Annotated in this window: 17 protein-coding genes; 13 read left to right on the top strand and 4 right to left on the bottom strand. The window is 71.7% G+C overall.

All coding sequences use genetic code 11. The annotated features are described in order from the left end of the window. The first annotated feature begins 43 nt into the window (after positions 1 to 43). From OG223_RS18610 to OG223_RS18600, 3 genes are all read left to right on the top strand, one after another. A complete protein-coding gene (locus OG223_RS18610) occupies positions 44 to 1936 on the top strand; it encodes a SpoIIE family protein phosphatase (protein ID WP_329249607.1) in 1893 nt (630 codons plus the stop codon). A gap of 28 nt (positions 1937 to 1964) precedes the next feature. Then, positions 1965 to 3197, top strand: coding sequence for a radical SAM family heme chaperone HemW (gene hemW, locus OG223_RS18605; RefSeq protein WP_329249604.1), 1233 nt, complete (start codon positions 1965 to 1967; stop codon positions 3195 to 3197). 100 nt (positions 3198 to 3297) lie between these two features. Then, complete coding sequence (locus OG223_RS18600) at positions 3298 to 3864, top strand: Uma2 family endonuclease (protein WP_329249601.1); 567 nt, start codon at positions 3298 to 3300, stop codon at positions 3862 to 3864. Here the strand turns inward: OG223_RS18600 and OG223_RS18595 are convergent. Further along, positions 3854 to 4651: a DUF3097 domain-containing protein gene (locus tag OG223_RS18595; RefSeq protein WP_329249599.1), complete on the bottom strand. Its 798-nt coding sequence runs from the start codon at positions 4649 to 4651 to the stop codon at positions 3854 to 3856. The two genes, OG223_RS18600 and OG223_RS18595, sit on opposite strands and share 11 nt — an antisense overlap. 34 nt (positions 4652 to 4685) lie before the next feature. Beyond that, the gene (locus OG223_RS18590; RefSeq protein WP_329249596.1) at positions 4686 to 5405 is read right to left on the bottom strand and encodes an MBL fold metallo-hydrolase; all 720 of its coding nucleotides are present in this window, start codon (positions 5403 to 5405) and stop codon (positions 4686 to 4688) included. Positions 5406 to 5577: 172 nt separating this feature from the next. On the opposite strand from OG223_RS18590, the gene hrcA reads away from it, so the two are divergent. From hrcA to OG223_RS18540, 10 genes are all read left to right on the top strand, one after another. Further along, the gene (gene hrcA / locus OG223_RS18585) at positions 5578 to 6594 is read left to right on the top strand and encodes a heat-inducible transcriptional repressor HrcA (protein WP_329249593.1); all 1017 of its coding nucleotides are present in this window, start codon (positions 5578 to 5580) and stop codon (positions 6592 to 6594) included. After that, a complete protein-coding gene (dnaJ, locus tag OG223_RS18580; protein ID WP_033285943.1) occupies positions 6595 to 7728 on the top strand; it encodes a molecular chaperone DnaJ in 1134 nt (377 codons plus the stop codon). Between the two features lie 144 nt (positions 7729 to 7872). Further along, positions 7873 to 8949: a nitronate monooxygenase gene (locus tag OG223_RS18575; protein WP_329249588.1), complete on the top strand. Its 1077-nt coding sequence runs from the start codon at positions 7873 to 7875 to the stop codon at positions 8947 to 8949. Then, complete coding sequence (locus OG223_RS18570) at positions 8946 to 9698, top strand: 16S rRNA (uracil(1498)-N(3))-methyltransferase (RefSeq protein ID WP_329249585.1); 753 nt, start codon at positions 8946 to 8948, stop codon at positions 9696 to 9698. Before OG223_RS18575 ends, OG223_RS18570 begins: the two co-directional genes overlap by 4 nt. Before the next feature lie 17 nt (positions 9699 to 9715). Next, the gene (locus OG223_RS18565) at positions 9716 to 10108 is read left to right on the top strand and encodes a VOC family protein (protein WP_329265350.1); all 393 of its coding nucleotides are present in this window, start codon (positions 9716 to 9718) and stop codon (positions 10106 to 10108) included. Between the two features lie 88 nt (positions 10109 to 10196). Further along, positions 10197 to 10763, top strand: a complete 567-nt coding sequence (locus OG223_RS18560; protein WP_329249582.1) for a hypothetical protein — start codon at positions 10197 to 10199, stop codon at positions 10761 to 10763. 45 nt (positions 10764 to 10808) lie between these two features. After that, positions 10809 to 14042, top strand: a complete 3234-nt coding sequence (locus OG223_RS18555) for a S41 family peptidase (RefSeq protein WP_329249580.1) — start codon at positions 10809 to 10811, stop codon at positions 14040 to 14042. 123 nt (positions 14043 to 14165) lie between these two features. Then, on the top strand, positions 14166 to 14519 hold the full coding sequence (locus OG223_RS18550) for a histidine triad nucleotide-binding protein (protein WP_329249577.1): 354 nt from the start codon (positions 14166 to 14168) through the stop codon (positions 14517 to 14519). 6 nt (positions 14520 to 14525) lie between these two features. Continuing rightward, positions 14526 to 15431 (top strand): ribonuclease Z, encoded by a 906-nt coding sequence (locus OG223_RS18545; RefSeq protein ID WP_329249574.1) that lies wholly within the window; start codon positions 14526 to 14528, stop codon positions 15429 to 15431. Between the two features lie 20 nt (positions 15432 to 15451). After that, positions 15452 to 16444, top strand: a complete 993-nt coding sequence (locus OG223_RS18540; protein ID WP_329249571.1) for an adenosine deaminase — start codon at positions 15452 to 15454, stop codon at positions 16442 to 16444. Here OG223_RS18540 and OG223_RS18535 read toward each other — a convergent pair. Beyond that, positions 16408 to 17724: an MFS transporter gene (locus tag OG223_RS18535; RefSeq protein ID WP_329249566.1), complete on the bottom strand. Its 1317-nt coding sequence runs from the start codon at positions 17722 to 17724 to the stop codon at positions 16408 to 16410. The two genes, OG223_RS18540 and OG223_RS18535, sit on opposite strands and share 37 nt — an antisense overlap. Before the next feature lie 246 nt (positions 17725 to 17970). Next, entirely contained in the window at positions 17971 to 18753 is a 783-nt protein-coding gene (locus OG223_RS18530) for an IclR family transcriptional regulator (protein WP_329249563.1), read from the bottom strand. Positions 18754 to 18841: the final 88 nt, after the last annotated feature.

Raw genomic sequence — 18841 nt, 5'->3', positions numbered from 1 at the left:
ATCGACCGAGGCGTATTCGTCCGATCTGCCCGGGGAGCTGTGCATGGGGGCCATACCGACGCAACGGGAGACAACTTCACGTGCTCCCGACGCGCCCGCGCACCACGGCGCGGACCGGCGTACGACAGTGCGCGCCACGCTGTCCGGAAGCTCCCTGGCGCCCGGTTCAGCCCGCGGCCTGGTGCGGGCCGCGCTCCGCGAGTGGGCCGAACTCGGCCTGCCCGGCACCGAGTTCCTCACCGACCGGCTCGCCGACGACGCGATGGTCGTCGTCAGCGAACTCGTCACCAACGCCGTCGTGCACGCGGGCACGGACGTCGAGCTGGTGTGCCGGCTGGAGGAGGCGGACTCGATCGTCGTCGAGGTCGCCGACCACCACCCCTCCCGCGCCCCGCGCGACAACAACGCCGAACCGGCCCACGAGACACCGGAGTTCGGCCGCGGCCTGCGACTCGTCTCCACCCTCGCCGAGGCCTGGGGCGTCACCTACCGCACCGGCACCAAGACCGTCTGGGCCCGGCTGCCCGCCGAAGGCGCCCCGGCCGTCGAGGAGTTGGAGACGTACGCCGTGGAACGCGGCCTGCGCGTCGCCGAGATCCTCGCACCCGAACCCCAGCGCGCCGAACACGACCGGGACTGGCTGGGCCACGGCGCCCTCTCCTTCCTCGCCGAGGCCTCCGACCTGCTCGCCGGACAGCTCGACGAGGACCTCGTCGCCGCGCTCGCCGGACAACTGATCGTGCCGAGACTGGCCGACTGGTGCGCCGTATGGCTGGAGGACGAGGCGCTGGGCCGGGGCGGCTGGAGCGAGGACGCGGGCGCCGGAGCCGGGCCGCGCCTCGCCCGCGTCTGGCACGGCAGCGAGAACCGCATCGAGGAGCTGCGCGAGGCCCTGGAGAAGGACCCGCCCCGCCCGCCGGACTCGCTGCGGCCCGTGTCCTACCCCTGGCCCGCCGACGCCCTCGGCCCGCACGGCACGTACGGCGCGGCACTGTCGTACCGGCTGATCGCGGGCGGCCGGCCGCTGGGCACGCTGGTCATCGGACGGTCCGGGCTGCCCCGGTTCCCCGACGAGGTCACCGGCCTGATCGAGGATCTCAGCCGCCGGGTCGCGCTCGCCATCGGCGCGGCCCGCCAGTACGCCCGCCAGGCCACCATCAGCCGCGTCCTCCAGCGCGGCCTGCTGCCCGGCGCGGTCGCCGAGATCCCCGGCGTGCACAGCGCCCTCGTCTACGAACCCTGCGACAAGGGCGGCCCCAGCGGCGACTTCTACGACCTGTTCCCGGCCGGCGACGGCCGCTGGTGCTTCGCCCTCGGCGACGTCCAGGGCAAGGGCCCCGAGGCCGCCGTAGTCATCGGACTGGCCCGCCCCTGGCTCCGGCTCCTCGCCCGCGAGGGCTACCGCGTCGCCGACGTCCTCGACCGCCTCAACCAGCTCCTCCTCGACGACGCCACCGAGGCCGCCGACGCGGCGGCCCACGCCCTGGTCGCCGCGGGCGGGCGGCCGGGCCCGGTCGGCGACGGCCCCCGCTTCCTCTCCCTCCTCTACGGCGAGCTGGTCCCCTTCGACGGCGGCGTCCGCTGCACCCTCGCCTCCGCCGGACACCCGCTGCCGCTGCTCCTCGGCCCGGACGGCAGCGTCGGTACGGTGGCCCGCCCGCAGACCCTCCTCGGCGTCATCGAGGACGCCACCTACACCAGCGAGACCTTCGAACTGCGGCCCGGCGACAGCCTGTTGTGCGTCACGGACGGGGTGACCGAGCGGCGCTCCGGCTCCGTCCAGTTGGACGACGGCGACGGGCTCGCGACCGCGCTCGCCGGGTGCGCGGGGCTGAGCGCCGAGCTGATCGCGGAGCGGATCAAACGGCTGGTGCACGAGTTCGGCGGCCGTCCTCCGGAGGACGACATGGCGCTGCTGGTGCTCCAGGCCGAGTAGTCCGCCCCGGTGCTGGACAATGGAAGGCATGCCTTCCGCACTCCCCGACGGCGATCCCGTCCCCGACGACGGCGCCCTGCCCGCACAGGCGCTCGCCGGATCGGCCGACCGCCCCCTCGGGTTCTATCTGCACGTCCCGTACTGCGCGACCCGCTGCGGCTACTGCGACTTCAACACCTACACGGCGACCGAGCTGCGCGGCACGGGCGGAGTGCTGGCCTCCCGCGACAACTACGCGGACACCCTGATCGACGAGGTCCGCCTGGCCCGCAAGGTCCTCGGCGACGACCCGCGCCCGGTCCGCACGGTCTTCGTCGGCGGCGGTACCCCCACGCTGCTGGCGGCGGGCGATCTCGTACGGATGCTGGGCGCGATCAGGGACGAGTTCGGCCTCGCCCCGGACGCGGAGATCACCACGGAGGCCAACCCGGAGTCGGTCGACCCCGCCTACCTCGCGGCCCTCCGCGACGGCGGCTTCAACCGCGTCTCCTTCGGCATGCAGAGCGCGAAACAGCACGTACTGAAGGTGCTGGACCGCACCCACACCCCCGGCCGCCCCGAGGCGTGCGTCGCGGAGGCCCGCGCGGCCGGCTTCGACCACGTCAACCTCGACCTGATCTACGGCACCCCGGGCGAGACCGACGACGACTGGCGCGCGTCCCTCGACTCCGCCCTCGGCGCGGGCCCCGACCACATCAGCGCGTACGCCCTGATCGTCGAGGAGGGCACCCAGCTCGCCCGCCGCATCCGCCGCGGCGAGGTCCCGATGACGGACGACGACGTGCACGCCGACCGGTACCTCATCGCGGACGAGGTGATGTCGGCGGCGGGCTTCGACTGGTACGAGGTCTCGAACTGGGCGACGTCGGAATCCGGCCGTTGTCTCCACAACGAGCTGTACTGGCGCGGCGCCGACTGGTGGGGCGCGGGCCCCGGAGCGCACTCGCACGTCGGCGGCGTCCGCTGGTGGAACGTGAAGCACCCGGGCGCGTACGCGGCGGCACTCGCCTCCGGCCGCTCCCCGGGCGCCGGTCGGGAGATCCTCTCGGAGGAGGACCGCCGGGTGGAGCGGATCCTGCTGGAGCTGCGGCTGCGGGAGGGGGTGCCGCTGGACCTGCTCCGGCCGGAGGGGCTCGCGGCTTCGCGCAGGGCGCTGGGAGAGGGGCTGCTGGAGGCGGGGCCGTACGAGGAGGGGAGCGCCGTGCTCACGCTGCGGGGGCGGTTGCTGGCGGATGCGGTGGTGCGGGACTTGGTGGACTGATCACTCGGGCGGGTGAATCCAAGCAGAACGCCGGTTCGGTCCTTAGGCTGTTTCCCAAGCTGCCGTCGACAGAACGCGGCGGATGCGGAGGGCCACGGAGATGACCGCTGTGGATGATCGCCGAGTGCGTGAGGCGTTCGAGAATCTTGAGGTTCCCGAGGGCTTCAAGGCTGAACTCATCCGGGGGGACATCGTGATGATGGCGGGGCCTGACAAGGTCCACAACCGCATCGTGCAGTCCGTGCAGGACCAGATTCCCTCCGGTCGGTGGGAGCGCCTCCAGACACAGGATGTGGCGTTTCCTGGCGAGAACAGTGAGCCCCAGCCGGATCTTGTAGTTATGGAAATCGGCGCGGACGACGGTCCGGGACGACTCGTACCCGCTCCCGCCGTGACGATGCTCGTCGAAGTCGTCTCCAAGACCGGCGCCCACCGGGACTATGTGGAGAAGCGGTCGATCTACGCCGCAGGAGGCGTTCCCGTCTACCTGATCATCGACCCGTTCGAGGCCAAGTGTGTGGTGCTGACGGAGCCGACCGGGACCGGCTTGTCGGCGGACTATCAGTCGGAGCGGACGCGTAAGTTCGGTGACCTTGTAACGCTGCCGATCGTGGGCGTCGACCTGGATACGACCGCATTCGCCACCCTGCCGCGTCTCAGGCCGTGACGAAGTCGATCAACTCCTCCACCCGCCCCAGCAGTTCCGGCTCAAGATCTTTGTACGACCCCACCTTGGCCAGAATCGCCTGCCACACCGCACCGGTGTTTTCCGGCCAACCCAGGGCCCGGCACACCCCCGTCTTCCAGTCCTGCCCGTGCGGCACCCGGGGCCAGGCGGCGATGCCCACGGAGGACGGTTTCACGGCCTCCCAGATGTCGATGTAGGGGTGGCCGACGACGAGGGCGTGCTCGCTGGTGACCGACTGGGCGATGCGCCACTCCTTGGTGCCGGGGAGCAAATGGTCCACCAGGATGCCGAGGCGGGCGTCCGGGCCCGGGGCGAACTCGGCCACGATGGCCGGCAGATCGTCGACGCCCTCCAGGTACTCGACCACCACGCCCTCGATGCGCAGGTCGTCGCCCCACACCCGCTCGACGAGCTCGGCGTCGTGCCGGCCCTCCACGTAGATCCGCCCGGCGCGGGCCACACGCGCGCGTGCGCCGGGGACGGCGACCGAGCCGGACGCCGTACGAGTGGGCCGTAGCGGACTCGACACCGGCTTCACCAGGGTCACCACGCGGCCCTCCAGGAGGAAACCGCGCGGCTCCAGGGGGAACACCCGGTGCTTGCCGAAGCGGTCCTCCAGGGTGACCGTGCCGGCCTCGCAGCGGATCACCGCGCCGCAGAAACCGGTGCCGGGCTCCTCGACCACCAGGCCCGCCTCCGCGGCGACCTCGGGGACGGGCTTCGGCTTCTTCCACGGCGGGGTCAGGTCGGCGGAGTACTGGCGCATTCGGATGACGATAGGAGAACCGGGCCGACCGTCCTCACGACACGCCGAAACGGGTTGCCAACGCGTCCCGTTGGGCCCGCACGAACCCCGCGTCCACCACCGCTCCGTGACCGGGCACGTACAGCGCGTCCTCGCCGCCCAGGTCGAGGAGACGGTCCAGGGCGGCCGGCCATTCCGCCGGTACGGCGTCCGGGCCCGCCTGGGGTTCGCCGGACTCCTCGACCAGATCGCCGCAGAACACGACCGGCGGGTCGCCCGGCACCACGACCACGAGATCGTGGGCGGTGTGTCCCCGCATCGCCACGAGTCGGACCTCCGGGCCGCCGTCCATGTCGAGCACCGCGGAGCCCCACAGGTATTCACGGGGGCACACGAGGATGTCCGCCGCGTTCTCCGCCGCCCGCGGATCCAGCCCGTTGCGCACCGCGTCGGCCCGCAACTCCTCACCACCGTGCTCGAACGCCTCGCTCAGGCCCCCGGCCGCGAGAACCGTCGCCCCGGCAAAGACCGCCGCCCCGAGGACATGGTCGAAATGGGCGTGGGTGAGCGCGAGATGGGTCACACGGCGCCCGGCGAGCGCCTGCGCCGCCGTACGCAACCGTGCGCCCTCCGCCACACTCGACCCGGCGTCGATCATGAGCGCCGAGCCACCCCCGACGACCAGCCCCACCGTGCAGTCCCAGCCAGGCAGCCGGCACCGCCCCACCCCGTCGGCCAGCCGCTCCCACCCCGCCTCTTCCCAAGTCACCGTCATACGACGACGCTAACGGTGGGGGCACCAGGGATTGACATCGCAGGACCGGCCTTGCCCGGGGTGTACCTCACGGCCGTACACTGGGCCGGGGAACGCTGGCACTCACGCGCACAGAGTGCCAGGAAAGGGCAGCCCGGCAACAAAACGGCGACCAGAACTGGAGGTGTGCGCGATGCTCAGCGAACGCAGGCTTCAGGTGCTGCGCGCCATCGTCCAGGACTATGTCGGCACCGAGGAGCCGGTCGGGTCCAAGGCGCTCACAGAGCGGCACAGCCTCGGCGTGTCCCCGGCGACGGTGCGCAACGACATGGCGGCCCTGGAGGACGAGGGCTACATCGCCCAGCCGCACACGAGTGCCGGACGCATTCCCACGGACAAGGGCTACCGCCTCTTCGTCGACAAGCTCGCCGGCGTCAAGCCGATGACCGGCCCCGAGCGCAAGGCGATCCAGAACTTCCTCGACGGCGCGGTCGACCTCGACGACGTCGTCGGCCGTACGGTCCGGCTGCTCGCGCAGCTCACCCGGCAGGTCGCCGTCGTGCAGTACCCCTCGCTGACCCGCTCGACCGTCCGGCACGTGGAGCTGTTGTCGCTGGCCCCCGCGCGCGTGATGCTCGTGCTGATCACCGACACCGGGCGGGTCGAGCAGCGCATGGTCGACTGCCCGGCGCCCTTCGGGGAGAGTTCGCTCGCGGATCTACGCGCGCGGCTCAACAGCCGGATCGCGGCCCGCCGCTTCGCGGACGTGCCGCAGCTCGTGCAGGACCTGCCGGAGGCCTTCGAGGCCGAGGACCGCGGCACGGTCGCGACGGTGCTCTCCACCCTCCTGGAGACCCTCGTCGAGGAGACCGAGGAGCGATTGATGATCGGCGGCACCGCCAATCTCACCCGCTTCGGACATGACTTTCCCCTCACCATCCGACCCATCCTGGAAGCCCTGGAGGAGCAGGTCGTCCTCCTCAAGTTGCTTGGTGAGGCGGGGGATTCGGGCATGACCGTACGGATCGGTCACGAGAACGCCTACGAGGGACTCAACTCCACTTCCGTGGTGTCGGTCGGCTACGGTTCGGGCGGCGAGGCAGTCGCCAAGCTCGGCGTGGTCGGACCGACCCGCATGGATTACCCGGGAACGATGGGAGCGGTACGCGCAGTGGCACGGTACGTCGGACAGATCCTGGCGGAGTCCTAAGTGGCCACGGACTACTACGCCGTTCTCGGCGTGCGTCGCGACGCGTCGCAGGATGAGATCAAGAAGGCCTTCCGTCGGCTCGCACGCGAGCTGCACCCGGACGTCAATCCGGATCCGAAGACCCAGGAGCGGTTCAAGGAGATCAACGCCGCTTACGAGGTGCTCTCGGACCCGCAGAAGAAGCAGGTCTACGACCTCGGAGGCGACCCCCTCTCGCAGGCGGGCGGCGCGGGCGCGGGCTTCGGCGCGGGCGGCTTCGGGAACTTCTCGGACATCATGGACGCCTTCTTCGGCACGGCGTCGCAGCGCGGACCGCGCTCGCGCACCCGCCGGGGCCAGGACGCCATGATCCGGCTGGAGATCGAGCTGGACGAGGCGGCCTTCGGCACCACGAAGGACATCCAGGTCGACACGGCCGTCGTCTGCAACACCTGCAACGGCGAGGGCGCGGCCCCCGGCACCTCCGCGCAGACCTGCGACATGTGTCGCGGTCGCGGTGAGGTCTCGCAGGTGACCCGGTCCTTCCTGGGCCAGGTCATGACGTCCCGCCCCTGCCCCCAGTGCCAGGGCTTCGGCACGGTCGTGCCGACGCCGTGCCCGGAGTGCGCCGGCGACGGCCGCGTCCGCTCGCGGCGCACGCTCACGGTCAAGATCCCGGCGGGTGTGGACAACGGCACACGGATCCAGCTCGCGGGCGAGGGCGAGGTCGGCCCCGGCGGCGGCCCCGCCGGTGACCTGTACGTCGAGATCCACGAGCTGCCGCACGCGATGTTCCAGCGCCGCGGCGACGACCTGCACTGCACGGTCACGCTCCCGATGACGGCGGCGGCCCTCGGCACGAAGGTGCCGCTGGAGACGCTGGACGGCATGGAGGAGGTCGACATCCGCCCGGGCACCCAGTCCGGCCAGTCGATCCCGCTGCACACCAGAGGCATCACGCATCTGCGCGGCGGCGGCCGGGGCGACCTCATCGTGCACGTCGAGGTCACTACCCCGACCAAGCTCGACGTGGAACAGGAGCGCCTGCTCCGCGAACTGGCGAAGCTGCGCGGCGAGGAGCGCCCCATGGGGACGTTCCAGCCGGGTCAGCAGGGGCTGTTCTCGCGCCTCAAGGACGCTTTCAACGGTCGCTGAGAGGGTCCGGGGGCTGCCGCCCCCGGACCCTCTCTTCGTTCCGGACGGCCTCGTCCGCCATGGCCGGACCGGCTGAAAGTAATGGCATGTGCCAGCGCCAAGGCCGGATTCGGACTTGTTCGGAGGACGTGACAACATGCCGTCATGTCCTCCGCACTGACCGATCTCCTCCCTCATCCGATCGTGCAGGCCCCGATGGCGGGCGGTGTCTCCGTCCCGCGTCTCGCGGCCGCCGTGGCCGAGGCCGGCGGGCTGGGATTCCTCGCCGCCGGGTACAAAACCGCCGACGGCATGTACCAGGAGATCAAGCAACTGCGGAGTCTGACGGCCCGCCCCTTCGGCGTGAACCTCTTCATGCCGCAGCCCGAGTACGCGGACAAGGCCGCCGTCGACGTCTACGCCCACCAACTGGCCGGCGAGGCCACCTGGTACGAGACCGAACTCGGCGACCCGGACAGCGGCCGCGAGGACGGCTACGACGCCAAACTGTCCGTCCTGCTCGACAACCCGGTGTCCTTCGCCTCCTTCCACTTCGGCGTCCCGACGCCCGAGGTGCTGGACTCGCTGCGCCGGGCCGGCACCTTCACCCTCGTCACCGTCACCACCGTCGAGGAGGCCCTCGCCGTGGAGCGGGCCGGTGCCGACGCGGTGATCGCGCAGGGCGTCGAGGCCGGCGGTCACCAGGGCACTCACCGCGACCTCCCGGAGAACGACGGCGCCGGCCTCGGCCTGCTCTCCCTCGTCGCCCAGATCCGCGAGACCGTGAGCCTCCCCATCGTCGCGGCCGGCGGTCTGATGCGCGGCAGCCAGATCGCCGCGGCCCTCGCCGCGGGCGCGAGCGCGGCCCAGCTCGGCACGGCGTTCCTCACCACCCCGGAGTCCGGCGCCCACGCCCTGCACAAGCAGGCACTCACCAACCCCCTGTTCACGCGGACCGAGTTGACCCGCGCCTTCTCCGGCCGCCCGGCCCGCGGCCTGGTCAACCGCTTCATGCGCGAGCACGGCCCCTACGCCCCCGCCGCGTACCCGGAGATCCACCACCTGACCTCCCCGCTCCGCAAGCAGGCCGCCGCGTCCGGCGACCCGCAGGGCATGGCCCTGTGGGCGGGACAGGGCCACCGCATGGCCCGCGAGCTGCCGGCCGGCCAACTGGTCGAGGTCCTGGTCGCCGAACTGGCCGCCGCCCGGACAGCGTTGTCGGCCGGGGACAACCTCCGATGACCGCCCCGGTGTTCGTGGTCGAGTCCCTGGAGGGCGCGGGCCCCGGCTCCGTCGCCGAGGTGACCGGCCCCGAGGGACGACACGCGGTTTCCGTACGACGGCTGCAGCCCGGCGAGGACGTCGTGCTCACGGACGGACAGGGCCGGGGCGCCGCCGGTGTGGTCCTCAGGGCCGAGGGCAAGGACCGGCTGATCGTCGAACTGCATGCGTTCCCCGTCGAGTCCGAGCCCGCCCCCCGCATCACCGTCGTCCAGGCCCTCCCCAAGGGCGACCGCGGCGAGCTGGCCGTGGAGACGATGACCGAGACCGGTGTCGACGCGATCGTCCCCTGGGCGGCCTCCCGTTGCATCACGCAGTGGAAGGGCGAGCGGGGCCTGAAGGCCCTCGCGAAGTGGCGGGCCACCGCCCGCGAGGCCGGCAAGCAGTCCCGCCGGCTGCGCTTCCCGGAGGTCGCGGACGCGGCAACGAGCAAACAGGTTGCGGCACTTCTCGCCAAAGCAGACTTCGCCGCCGTCCTCCACGAGGACCGCGAGTACGGCAGCGAACCCCTCGCCACCGCCGAACTCCCCGCCGAGGGCGAGATCGTGCTGGTCGTGGGCCCCGAAGGAGGCGTCTCCCCCGAGGAGTTGACCCTCTTCGAGGAGGCCGGGGCGAAGACCTACCGGCTCGGGCGTAGCGTGCTGCGCACATCGACGGCCGGGACCGCGGCAAGTGCCCTGCTCCTGGGCCGTACCGGACGCTGGTCATGAACCAGGAGGGAATCGCCGTGGAACTCGCCCAAGTACGGCTGCTCGTCACCGACTTCGCCGCCTGCTACCGCTTCTACGCCGAAGTCCTCGGCCTGAAGCCCCAGTCGGGGGCGACCGAGGGACCGTACGAGAAGTTCTCCCCCTCGACCGGATCGGCCGGGATCGCTCTCCAGGACCGGGCGATGATGGCCCAAGTCCTCGGTGAAATGGGGGAGTCGGTGACCGGGCACCGCTCGCTGGTGGTGCTGCGGGTCGGCGACCTGGACGCGTACTGCGCGCAGATCACCGACCGGGGTGCCGTGCTGCTGCACGGACCCGCGCCGATGACGGACCGGATGCGGGTCGCCCATCTCAAGGACCCCGAGGGCAATGTGGTGGAGCTTCAGGAGTGGCTGCTGCTCCGCGGCTGACGACTGTGCGCCGGTGACTGCGCCCCCGGCGCACGGGTGGCCGTATGCGCTCTTCCGTGTGCGCCCCGACGGTGGCAGGCTGCCGTCCATGGGGGCGTTGAGACAGAACTGGCGTCGGCCGCGCGGACGACGGGTGGCCGCCGTGGCGGGGCTCGCGGTGGTGGCCGTGGGCGGGGCCGTCGCGTGCCAGCCCGGTGATCTCAGCTCGGCGACCGTCGCGTACACCACCGACAAGACGGCGACCGCGGAGCTCAAGCGGGACCATGTGAGCGTGCGCTGGCTGACCTGCACGGGCAGCTACGGCAGCAACGACAAGGCCTACACGCCCGGGAAGACGCCCTCGCCGACCGAGACCACGGTCGTCAGCGTCGACTGTCAGGGGCAGACCGACGACAACCGGGACATCACCGTCACCGGCAAGGTCACCCGGGCCGTCGACGGCGCGTGTGTCCGCGGCGACCTGGTCGGCAAGGTCGCCGGCAAGCAGGTGTTCCACGTGACCGGGCTCGGCGACTGCAACGCGGCGACACCCTCGTCCGTGAACAACCCGAACCCGACGCTCACCTACGGCCCGGGACCGACGGTCACCGTCACGGTCACCAAGACGATGTGGTGCAAGGGCGACCCGACCTGCTGGCCCGTCGAGGGCAAGTGATCCAAACCACTGTTGTCGCAGGCCGCCGCTGCATACGCTGATCAGGTGACTCAGCCCTCAGCGTCCGCAGCCCAGGCCGGTCCCCAGGCCTATCTCCGCTTCCCGCACCTGCACGGCGAGTTGGTCGCCTTCACCGCCGAGGACGACGTATGGCTGGCGTCCCTCGACGGCGGCGGCCGGGCCTGGCGGGTCAGCGCGGAGAACATGCCGGTGAACCACCCGCGCATCTCGCCCGACGGCACGACCGTCGCCTGGACCTCCGCCCGTGACGGCGCCCCCGAGGTGCACATCGCCCCGGTCGACGGCGGCCCCGCCAAACGCCTGACGTACTGGGGCAGTTCACGCACCCAGGTACGCGGCTGGACGGCGGACGGCCAGGTCCTCGCGACCAGCACCCACGGCCAGCCGAACCTCCGCCGCAGTTGGGCCCGCGCGATCCCGCTGGACGGCGGACCGGCAACCACCCTGCCGTACGGGCTCGTTGGTGATGTCGCCATCGGTCCCACGGCCACTGTCCTGCTCTCCGCCCCCATGGGCCGCGAGGCCGCCTGGTGGAAGCGCTACCGGGGCGGCACGGCCGGCAAGCTGTGGATCGACCGCGAGGGCGACGGCGAATTCACGCGCCTGCACGAGGAGTTGGACGGCAACATCGAGTACCCGCTGTGGGCGGGGGACCGGATCGCGTTCCTCTCCGACCACGAGGGCACCGGCGCGCTCTACTCCTCCCTCGCCGACGGCTCCGACCTCCGCCGCCACACGCCCCTCGACGGCTTCTACGCCCGGCACGCGGCCGGAGACGGCACCCGGATCACCTACTCCTCGGCCGGTGAACTCTGGCTCCTGGACGACCTGGACGGCGCCGAACCGCGCCGCCTCGACATCCGGCTGGGCGGACAGCGCACCGACCAGCAGCCGTTCCCGGTGTCCGCCGCCCGTTGGTTCGGCGCCGCCTCGCCCGACCACACCGCGCGCGGCAGCGCGGTCGCCGTACGCGGCGCCGTCCACTGGGTCACCCACCGCTCCGGCCCCGCCCGCGCGCTCGCGGCCACCCCCGGGGTACGGGCCCGGCTGCCCCGCACCTTCCGCGCCGACGGTGAGGAGTGGGTGGTGTGGGTGACGGACGCCGAGGGTGACGACGCCCTGGAGTTCGCCCCCGCCACCGGCCTCGCACCCGGTGCCACCCCGCGCAGACTCGCCGCCGGACAGCTCGGCCGCGTCCTCGCCCTCACCGTGGCCCCCGACGGCGGCCGCGTCGCCGTGGCCTCGCACGACGGACGCGTCCTCCTCGTCGAGTGCGAGACCGGCGAGGTCCGTGAGGTCGACCGCAGCGAGGACGGCGGCGCCTCGGGCCTCTCCTTCTCCCCGGACTCGGCCTGGCTCGCCTGGTCGCACCCCGGCCCGCGTCCGCTGCGCCAGCTCAAGCTCGCCAACACCACCGACCTGTCGGTCACCGAGGCGACCCCGCTCCGCTTCCAGGACTACGCCCCCGCCTTCACCCTCGACGGCAAGCACCTGGTCTTCCTCTCCACCCGCTCCTTCGACCCGGTCTACGACGAGTACGTCTTCGACCTCGCCTTCGTGGTCGGCGACCGCCCGCACCTGATCACCCTCGCCGCCACCACCCCGTCCCCCTTCGGACCGCAACGGCACGGCCGCCCCTTCGAGGCCCCCGACAAGGACGAGACCCCCGACAGCGAGGGCCGCCCCACCACCCGTATCGACCTCGAAGGCCTCGCCGACCGCATCGTCGCCTTCCCGGTCGAGGCCGGCCGCTACTCCAACCTGCGCGCGGCCAAGGACGGCGTCCTGTGGCTGCGCCATCCCGTGCAGGGCGTCCTCGGCGCCACCCGCGCGACCCCCGAAGACCCGGACCCCAAAACGGAGTTGGAGCGCTACGACCTCGCCCAGCAGCGCGTCGAGCACCTCGCCGGGGACGCCGACCACTTCGAGGTCAGCGGCGACGGCAAACGCGTCCTGCTGTGGACGGACCACAAACTGCGGGTCGTCCCGAGCGACCGCCGCGCCTCCGGCTCGGACGACGACGACAGTGACTCGAACATCAACGTCGACCTGTCGCGCATCCGCCAGACCGTCGACCCGGCCGCCGAGTGGCGGCAGATGTTCGACGAGACCGGCCGCATCATGCGCGACCACTTCTGGCGCGCCGACATGAGCGGCGTCGACTGGGCCGGAGTCCTCAACCGCTACCGCCCCACCCTCGACCGCCTCGCCACCCACGACGACCTCGTCGACCTCCTCTGGGAGGTGCACGGCGAACTCGGCACCTCGCACGCCTACGTCACTCCGCGCGGCGGCCACGGCCACGGCGAACGCCAGGGCCTGCTCGGCGCGGACATCTCCCGTCACGAGGACGGCAGTTGGCGCATCGACCGCATCCTGCCCTCCGAGACCTCCGACCCCGCGGCCCGCGCCCCGCTGGCCGCTCCCGGCGTCGCCGTCCGCGCGGGCGACGCGATCCTCGCGGTGGCCGGACAGCCCGTGGACCCGGTCACCGGACCGGCCCCCCTCCTCATCGGCACGGCGGGCAAGCCCATCGAGCTGACCATCTCCCCGGCCGGCGGCGGAGACCCCCGCCACGCGGTCGTCGTCCCCCTCGCGGACGAGGAACCGCTCTACTACCACGCCTGGGTCGCCGACCGCCGCGCCTACGTCCACGAGAAGTCCGGCGGCCGCCTCGGCTACCTCCACGTCCCCGACATGCAGGCCCCCGGCTGGGCCCAGATCCACCGGGACCTACGCGTGGAGGTGGCCCGCGAGGGCCTGGTGGTCGACGTCCGCTACAACCGAGGCGGCCACACCTCCCAACTCGTCGTGGAGAAACTGGCCCGCCGCATCGTCGGCTGGGAGCTCCCCCGAGGCATGAGCCCCTACAGCTACCCCGAGGACGCACCTCGCGGCCCCGTAGTGGCCGTGGCCAACGAGTTCTCCGGCTCCGACGGCGACATCGTCAACGCGGCGATCAAGGCACTGGGCATCGGCCCGGTCGTAGGCACGCGCACGTGGGGCGGCGTGATCGGCATCGACAGCAGGTACCGGTTGGTGGACGGCACGCTGATCACCCAGCCCAAGTACGCGTTCTGGCTTGAGGGTTACGGCTGGGGAGTGGAGAACCACGGCGTCGATCCCGACGTGGAGGTGGTGCAGAGGCCTCAGGATTATGCGGCGGGTAGGGACGCCCAACTCGATGAGGCGATCCGCATCGCATTGGAGGCACTGGAGACCAGTCCGGCGAAAACACCGCCCAGTTTGCCGAGTTAAGGGGCGCGGGGCTGTGTCGATGTGCGGCTCCGCCGCGTGGGCGCGCCCAGCCCCCACGCACCCGCACACAACGACGATACGATGCCCCGCGTAAAGCACAGCCCAGCCTCGGAGGGAACCCACATGTCAGGGGAACCGCAAGACGACTGCCTGTTCTGCAAGATCGTAGGGGGCCACATCCCGGCAACGATCGTCCGCGAAACAGCCACCACCGTCGCGTTCCGGGACATCAACCCCCAGGCCCCGACCCACGTCCTGGTGATCCCCCGCGTGCACTACCCCGACGCCGCCTCCCTCGCCGCCGCCGAACCGACGATCGCCGCCGACGTCCTGCGCGAGGCCGGCGAGGTGGCGACGGACGAGAAGCTCGACAGCTACCGCGTGATCTTCAACACCGGCACCGGCGTGGGCCAGACCGTGTTCCACGCCCACGCCCACGTCATGGGCGGCCGCGGCATGCAGTGGCCGCCCGGATAACTCACCATGTCCGTACGTGAATTGGTGATCCTCGGCACCGCCAGCCAGGTCCCCACCCGCCACCGCAACCACAACGGCTACTTCCTGCGCTGGGACGGCGAGGGCATCCTCTTCGACCCGGGCGAGGGCACCCAGCGCCAGATGCTCCGCGCCGGAGTCGCCGCGCACGACCTCAACCGGATCTGCGTCACCCACTTCCACGGCGACCACTCCCTCGGCCTCGCGGGCGTCATCCAGCGCATCAACCTGGACCGCGTCCCGCACCCGGTCACCGCCCACTACCCGAAGTCGGGTCAGCGCTTCTTCGACCGCCTGCGCTACGCCACGGCGTACCGCGAGACGGTGGGCATCACAGAGTCCCCGGTGTCCGAGGACGGCGTACTGGCCACCACGCCCTCCTACACCCTGGAGGCCCGCAGGCTCTCCCACCCCGTCGAGTCCTACGGCTACCGCCTCACCGAACCCGACGGCCGCCGCATGCTCCCCGACCGCCTCGCCGCGCACGGCATCAAGGGCCCGGACGTGGGCCGCATCCAGCGCGAGGGAACCGTGGACGGCGTCTCGCTGGACGACGTCAGCGAGGTACGGCACGGACAGCGTTTCGCCTTCGTCATGGACACCCGCCTCTGCGACGGAGTGCACGCCCTCGCGGAAGGCTGCGACCTGCTGGCGATCGAGTCGACGTTCCTTGACGAGGACGAGCAACTGGCCGTGGACCACGGCCACTTGACCGCCGGACAGGCGGCCCGGGTGGCACAGGAGGCCGACGTCCGCCACCTGGTCCTCACCCACTTCAGCCAGCGCTACTCCGAGCCGGAGGAGTTCGAGCGGCAGGCGCGGGCGGCCGGGTTCGAGGGGGAGCTGACCGTGGCGCACGATCTACTCAGGGTGCCGGTTCCGAAACGGCGATAAAACACCCGTACGATACTTCGATGCCCATTCCCAAAGCCGAACTGCACCTGCACATCGAAGGCACCCTGGAGCCCGAGCTGGCCTTCGCGCTCGCCGCCCGCAATGGCGTCGAGCTGCCGTACGCGGACACCGAGGAACTGCGCAAGGCGTACCTCTTCGAGGACCTCCAGTCCTTCCTGAACCTCTACTACGAGCTGATGTCCGTCCTGCGCACCGAGCGGGACTTCGAGGACCTCGCAGGCGCCTATCTGGCCCGCGCCGCCGCGCAGGGCGTACGGCACGCGGAGATCTTCTTCGACCCGCAGGCGCATCTCGCGCGGGGCGTGGACATGGGCACGGTGGTGGAGGGCCTGTGGCGGGCGCTGGGCAGCAGTGAGACCAACCACGGCATCTCGACCCGGCTGATCATGTGCTTCCTGCGCGACGAGTCCGCCGAGTCGGCGATGGAGACCCTGGACGCGGCGAAGCCCTACCTCGACCGCATCACCGGCATCGGCCTCGACTCGGCCGAGGTCGGCCACCCGCCGGTGAAGTTCCGCGAGGTGTACGAGGCCGCCGCCGCACTGGGTCTACGACGGGTCGCGCACGCCGGTGAGGAGGGTCCGCCGGCCTACATCACCGAGGCCCTGGACATCCTCGGCGTCGAGCGCGTCGACCACGGCCTGCGCTGCATGGAGGACGCGGAGCTGGTGGCGCGGCTGGTCCGGGACCGCATCCCGCTGACCCTCTGCCCGCTGTCGAACGTCCGGCTGCGCGCGGTGGACGTCCTGGCCGAGCACCCGCTCCCCGCGATGCTCGACGCGGGCCTGCTGTGCACGGTCAACTCCGACGACCCGGCCTACTTCGGCGGGTACGCGGGCGACAACTTCGACGCGGTTCGCTTGGCGCTGGGCCTGAGCGGGGAGCGGTTGCGGGAGTTGGCCCGGAACTCCTTCGTGGCGTCGTTCCTGGAGGACGACGAGGAGCTGCGGGCTCGTTATCTGGCCGAGGTGGAGGCGTACGAGTTCTCGTAGGCGGGTGGTGATGAAGCTGCGGGTCGGTGGGGGCTGGGCGCGCAGTTCCCCGCGCCCCTTAGGGGGCGCGACAGTGGGGCCTCGACAGCGATCTCGACGATCGATTGCGGCAGGCGGCGCCGGCCCGGGCCGACGGCGACCGCCGTCATCGGTACCGCCACCACGATCAGCCCCGCCGCGAGGATCGCGCCCATCGCCGGGAACCCGGCCCGTGCCGACAGCACGCTGCCCACGAGCGGCCCCGCCGCCGTCCCCAGTGACGAGGCCGAGCCGACGAGGACCGCCCAACGCCCGCGCGGATCAAGGGAGGCGGCGAGACCGAGGACGTAGGACAGGACGATCGGGTAGAGGGTGTTCCAGGCGATCTCGCCGGTCGCGAACGTCCTCAGGTCGTGCGCGGACGCGCTGAGCACGATGCAGCCCGCGATGAGCGCCGTGCCCGCGCCGATCGGCACCGCGCGCCCCAGTCGGGAGCCGAGCGCGGCCGCGCCGATCACGCCGACGAGCCCGGTGCCGAGCGCGATCGCGAAGACCGCGCCGACGGCGACCTCGGAGAGGTGGGCCTGGGTGATGCCGATGCGACCGCTGACGCCCCAGAGGGAGTTCTGGGCGAGCGACCAGCACAGCAGGGTGGCGGCGAGGACCAGTCCGGCCCGGCGGTGGGGGAGTCCGGAGGTCTCCACGCGCGCGTGCTCCCTCGTCGTCGTACGGACCGGGAGGCGGCCGGTCAGCGGCCATACGGCGAGTGCGGTCAGGGCGATCGCGGCGAGCGGCTGGCCGTGGCCCGTGCCGAGGTGTGGGACCGTCAGATAGACGGCGCCCGCGAGCGCCGACACGCACAACAGGCCGAGCGTGGAGGCGTGATGGGGGTCCCTCCCCCACGCTCGAACACCCTCGCGCGGGGGGACCCCCATGGCGGCGATCCCGGACGCGGCCACCGTGGTGGCCGTACCCGATCCGAAGCCGCCGACGACCGCGCCCGCGACGACCGCGGGGACGGCGTGCGTGAACGCGGCCGAGCCGTAGCCGATAACGGCCAGCGCGAGGCCGATCCGCGCGAGCGTGCGCGGGCCGACCCGGTCGACGCGCGAGGCGAGCAGAAAGCCCGCCGCGGCCGAACTCAACAGCAGCACGCTGCCGACGGCACCGGCCTGTGTGGCGGAGAGCGGAAGCCCGGCGTCGAGTCGGCCGACGGTGGTGGGCAGGAGGTAGGGGGCGAGGTACCCGGCCGTGAAAAGGGCGACGAGGGGCCAGGGCATGGTGGTGCTGCGGGCGAACACGGGCGTTCCCAGGGCATGCGAAAGAAGCGGCTCAAAAAGGGGATTGGGCGACGACCGTCGACGGACAGGAACGCGCGGCCAATTTGTATCAAGCACGCGGTTCGCGAAAGAAGGGCGGGGGGTGTGATGTGGGGCACGTTGTGTTTGGACCGGCAGATGCGGGGCAAACGAGATGTCGAACTTTTCAACAGCGTTCATTTTCCGGTGCAGGCGGCCTCTTGATGCAGGCACTCAGAAAGGCGCCCGCTACCGCCAGTGCACGGCCCCACCGGCCGCAGGCGACGCCGACTCGATCTTCGCCCTGACTTCCCGCATCACCGTGACGATCTGCCCCTCGTGCCCCGGCGTCAGCCGGGCGACCGGCACCGAGCAACTGATCGCATCCAGCGCCGGGTTGTCGTACCGCAACGCGAAGCCGAACCCGACGATCCCGAGGACGCCTTCCTCACGGTCGATCGAATAGCCCCGGGCGCGGACGCCCGCGAGGTCGGCGGCCAAGGACTCCCGGTCGGTGTGGGTGTTCGGCGTCGCCGCCTCGTACGGCCCGTCGGGCAGCTCGGCGTTCGGCCGTTCGGCGAGCAGGGCCTTGCCCAGGGCGCCCACATGGGCCGGGAGCCGCCGCCCCACCCTGCTGATGCTCCGCAGGTACTCGTGCGACTCCCGGGTCGCGAGATAGGCGACGTCCCGCCCGTCCAGCCGCCCCAGGTGGATCGTCTCGCCGAGCGCCTGGGACGCCTCGTCGAGATACGGCCGTACGGCCCGCACCCGAGGGTCGGAGTCCAGATAGCTCGTGCCGGTGAGCAGGGCGCGCAGGCCGATGCCGTAGAGCGAGCCCGTGATGTCGGTGCGGACCCAGCCGTGGGCGATCAGGGTCTGGAGGAGGGCGTACATCGAGCTGCGCGGCACGCCCAGCTCGTCGGCGAGTTCCTGGAGGCGCGCGGGACGGTCGCCGCGCGCGGCGAGCAGTTCGAGCAGCTCGACCGTACGGGCGGCGGACTTCACCTCGCGGACGCCACCGGGCTCTGACATGGGGTGATGGTAGCGAGGGACGGCCGAGGCGCGGCGGGCCCCATTGACGGTCAGGGTTCGCGTATCTAACCTCTGTCTTCATACATGG

The sequence above is a fragment of the Streptomyces sp. NBC_01478 genome (assembly GCF_036227225.1).
In the GTDB taxonomy this organism is placed as follows: domain Bacteria; phylum Actinomycetota; class Actinomycetes; order Streptomycetales; family Streptomycetaceae; genus Streptomyces.
Note: the sequence above shows the minus strand (reverse complement) of the source record. Positions and strands in the feature narration are given on the sequence as shown.

Excerpts from the sequence above, each read along its gene's own strand:
- OG223_RS18610 (WP_329249607.1), top strand. The coding sequence starts at position 44 with ATGGGGGCCATACCGACGCAACGGGAGACAACTTCACGTGCTCCCGAC.
- hemW (WP_329249604.1), top strand. The coding sequence starts at position 1,965 with ATGCCTTCCGCACTCCCCGACGGCGATCCCGTCCCCGACGACGGCGCC.
- OG223_RS18600 (WP_329249601.1), top strand. The coding sequence starts at position 3,298 with ATGACCGCTGTGGATGATCGCCGAGTGCGTGAGGCGTTCGAGAATCTT.
- OG223_RS18595 (WP_329249599.1), bottom strand. The coding sequence starts at position 4,651 with ATGCGCCAGTACTCCGCCGACCTGACCCCGCCGTGGAAGAAGCCGAAG.
- OG223_RS18590 (WP_329249596.1), bottom strand. The coding sequence starts at position 5,405 with ATGACGGTGACTTGGGAAGAGGCGGGGTGGGAGCGGCTGGCCGACGGG.
- hrcA (WP_329249593.1), top strand. The coding sequence starts at position 5,578 with ATGCTCAGCGAACGCAGGCTTCAGGTGCTGCGCGCCATCGTCCAGGAC.
- OG223_RS18575 (WP_329249588.1), top strand. The coding sequence starts at position 7,873 with ATGTCCTCCGCACTGACCGATCTCCTCCCTCATCCGATCGTGCAGGCC.
- OG223_RS18570 (WP_329249585.1), top strand. The coding sequence starts at position 8,946 with ATGACCGCCCCGGTGTTCGTGGTCGAGTCCCTGGAGGGCGCGGGCCCC.
- OG223_RS18560 (WP_329249582.1), top strand. The coding sequence starts at position 10,197 with ATGGGGGCGTTGAGACAGAACTGGCGTCGGCCGCGCGGACGACGGGTG.
- OG223_RS18550 (WP_329249577.1), top strand. The coding sequence starts at position 14,166 with ATGTCAGGGGAACCGCAAGACGACTGCCTGTTCTGCAAGATCGTAGGG.
- OG223_RS18545 (WP_329249574.1), top strand. The coding sequence starts at position 14,526 with ATGTCCGTACGTGAATTGGTGATCCTCGGCACCGCCAGCCAGGTCCCC.
- OG223_RS18540 (WP_329249571.1), top strand. The coding sequence starts at position 15,452 with ATGCCCATTCCCAAAGCCGAACTGCACCTGCACATCGAAGGCACCCTG.
- OG223_RS18530 (WP_329249563.1), bottom strand. The coding sequence starts at position 18,753 with ATGTCAGAGCCCGGTGGCGTCCGCGAGGTGAAGTCCGCCGCCCGTACG.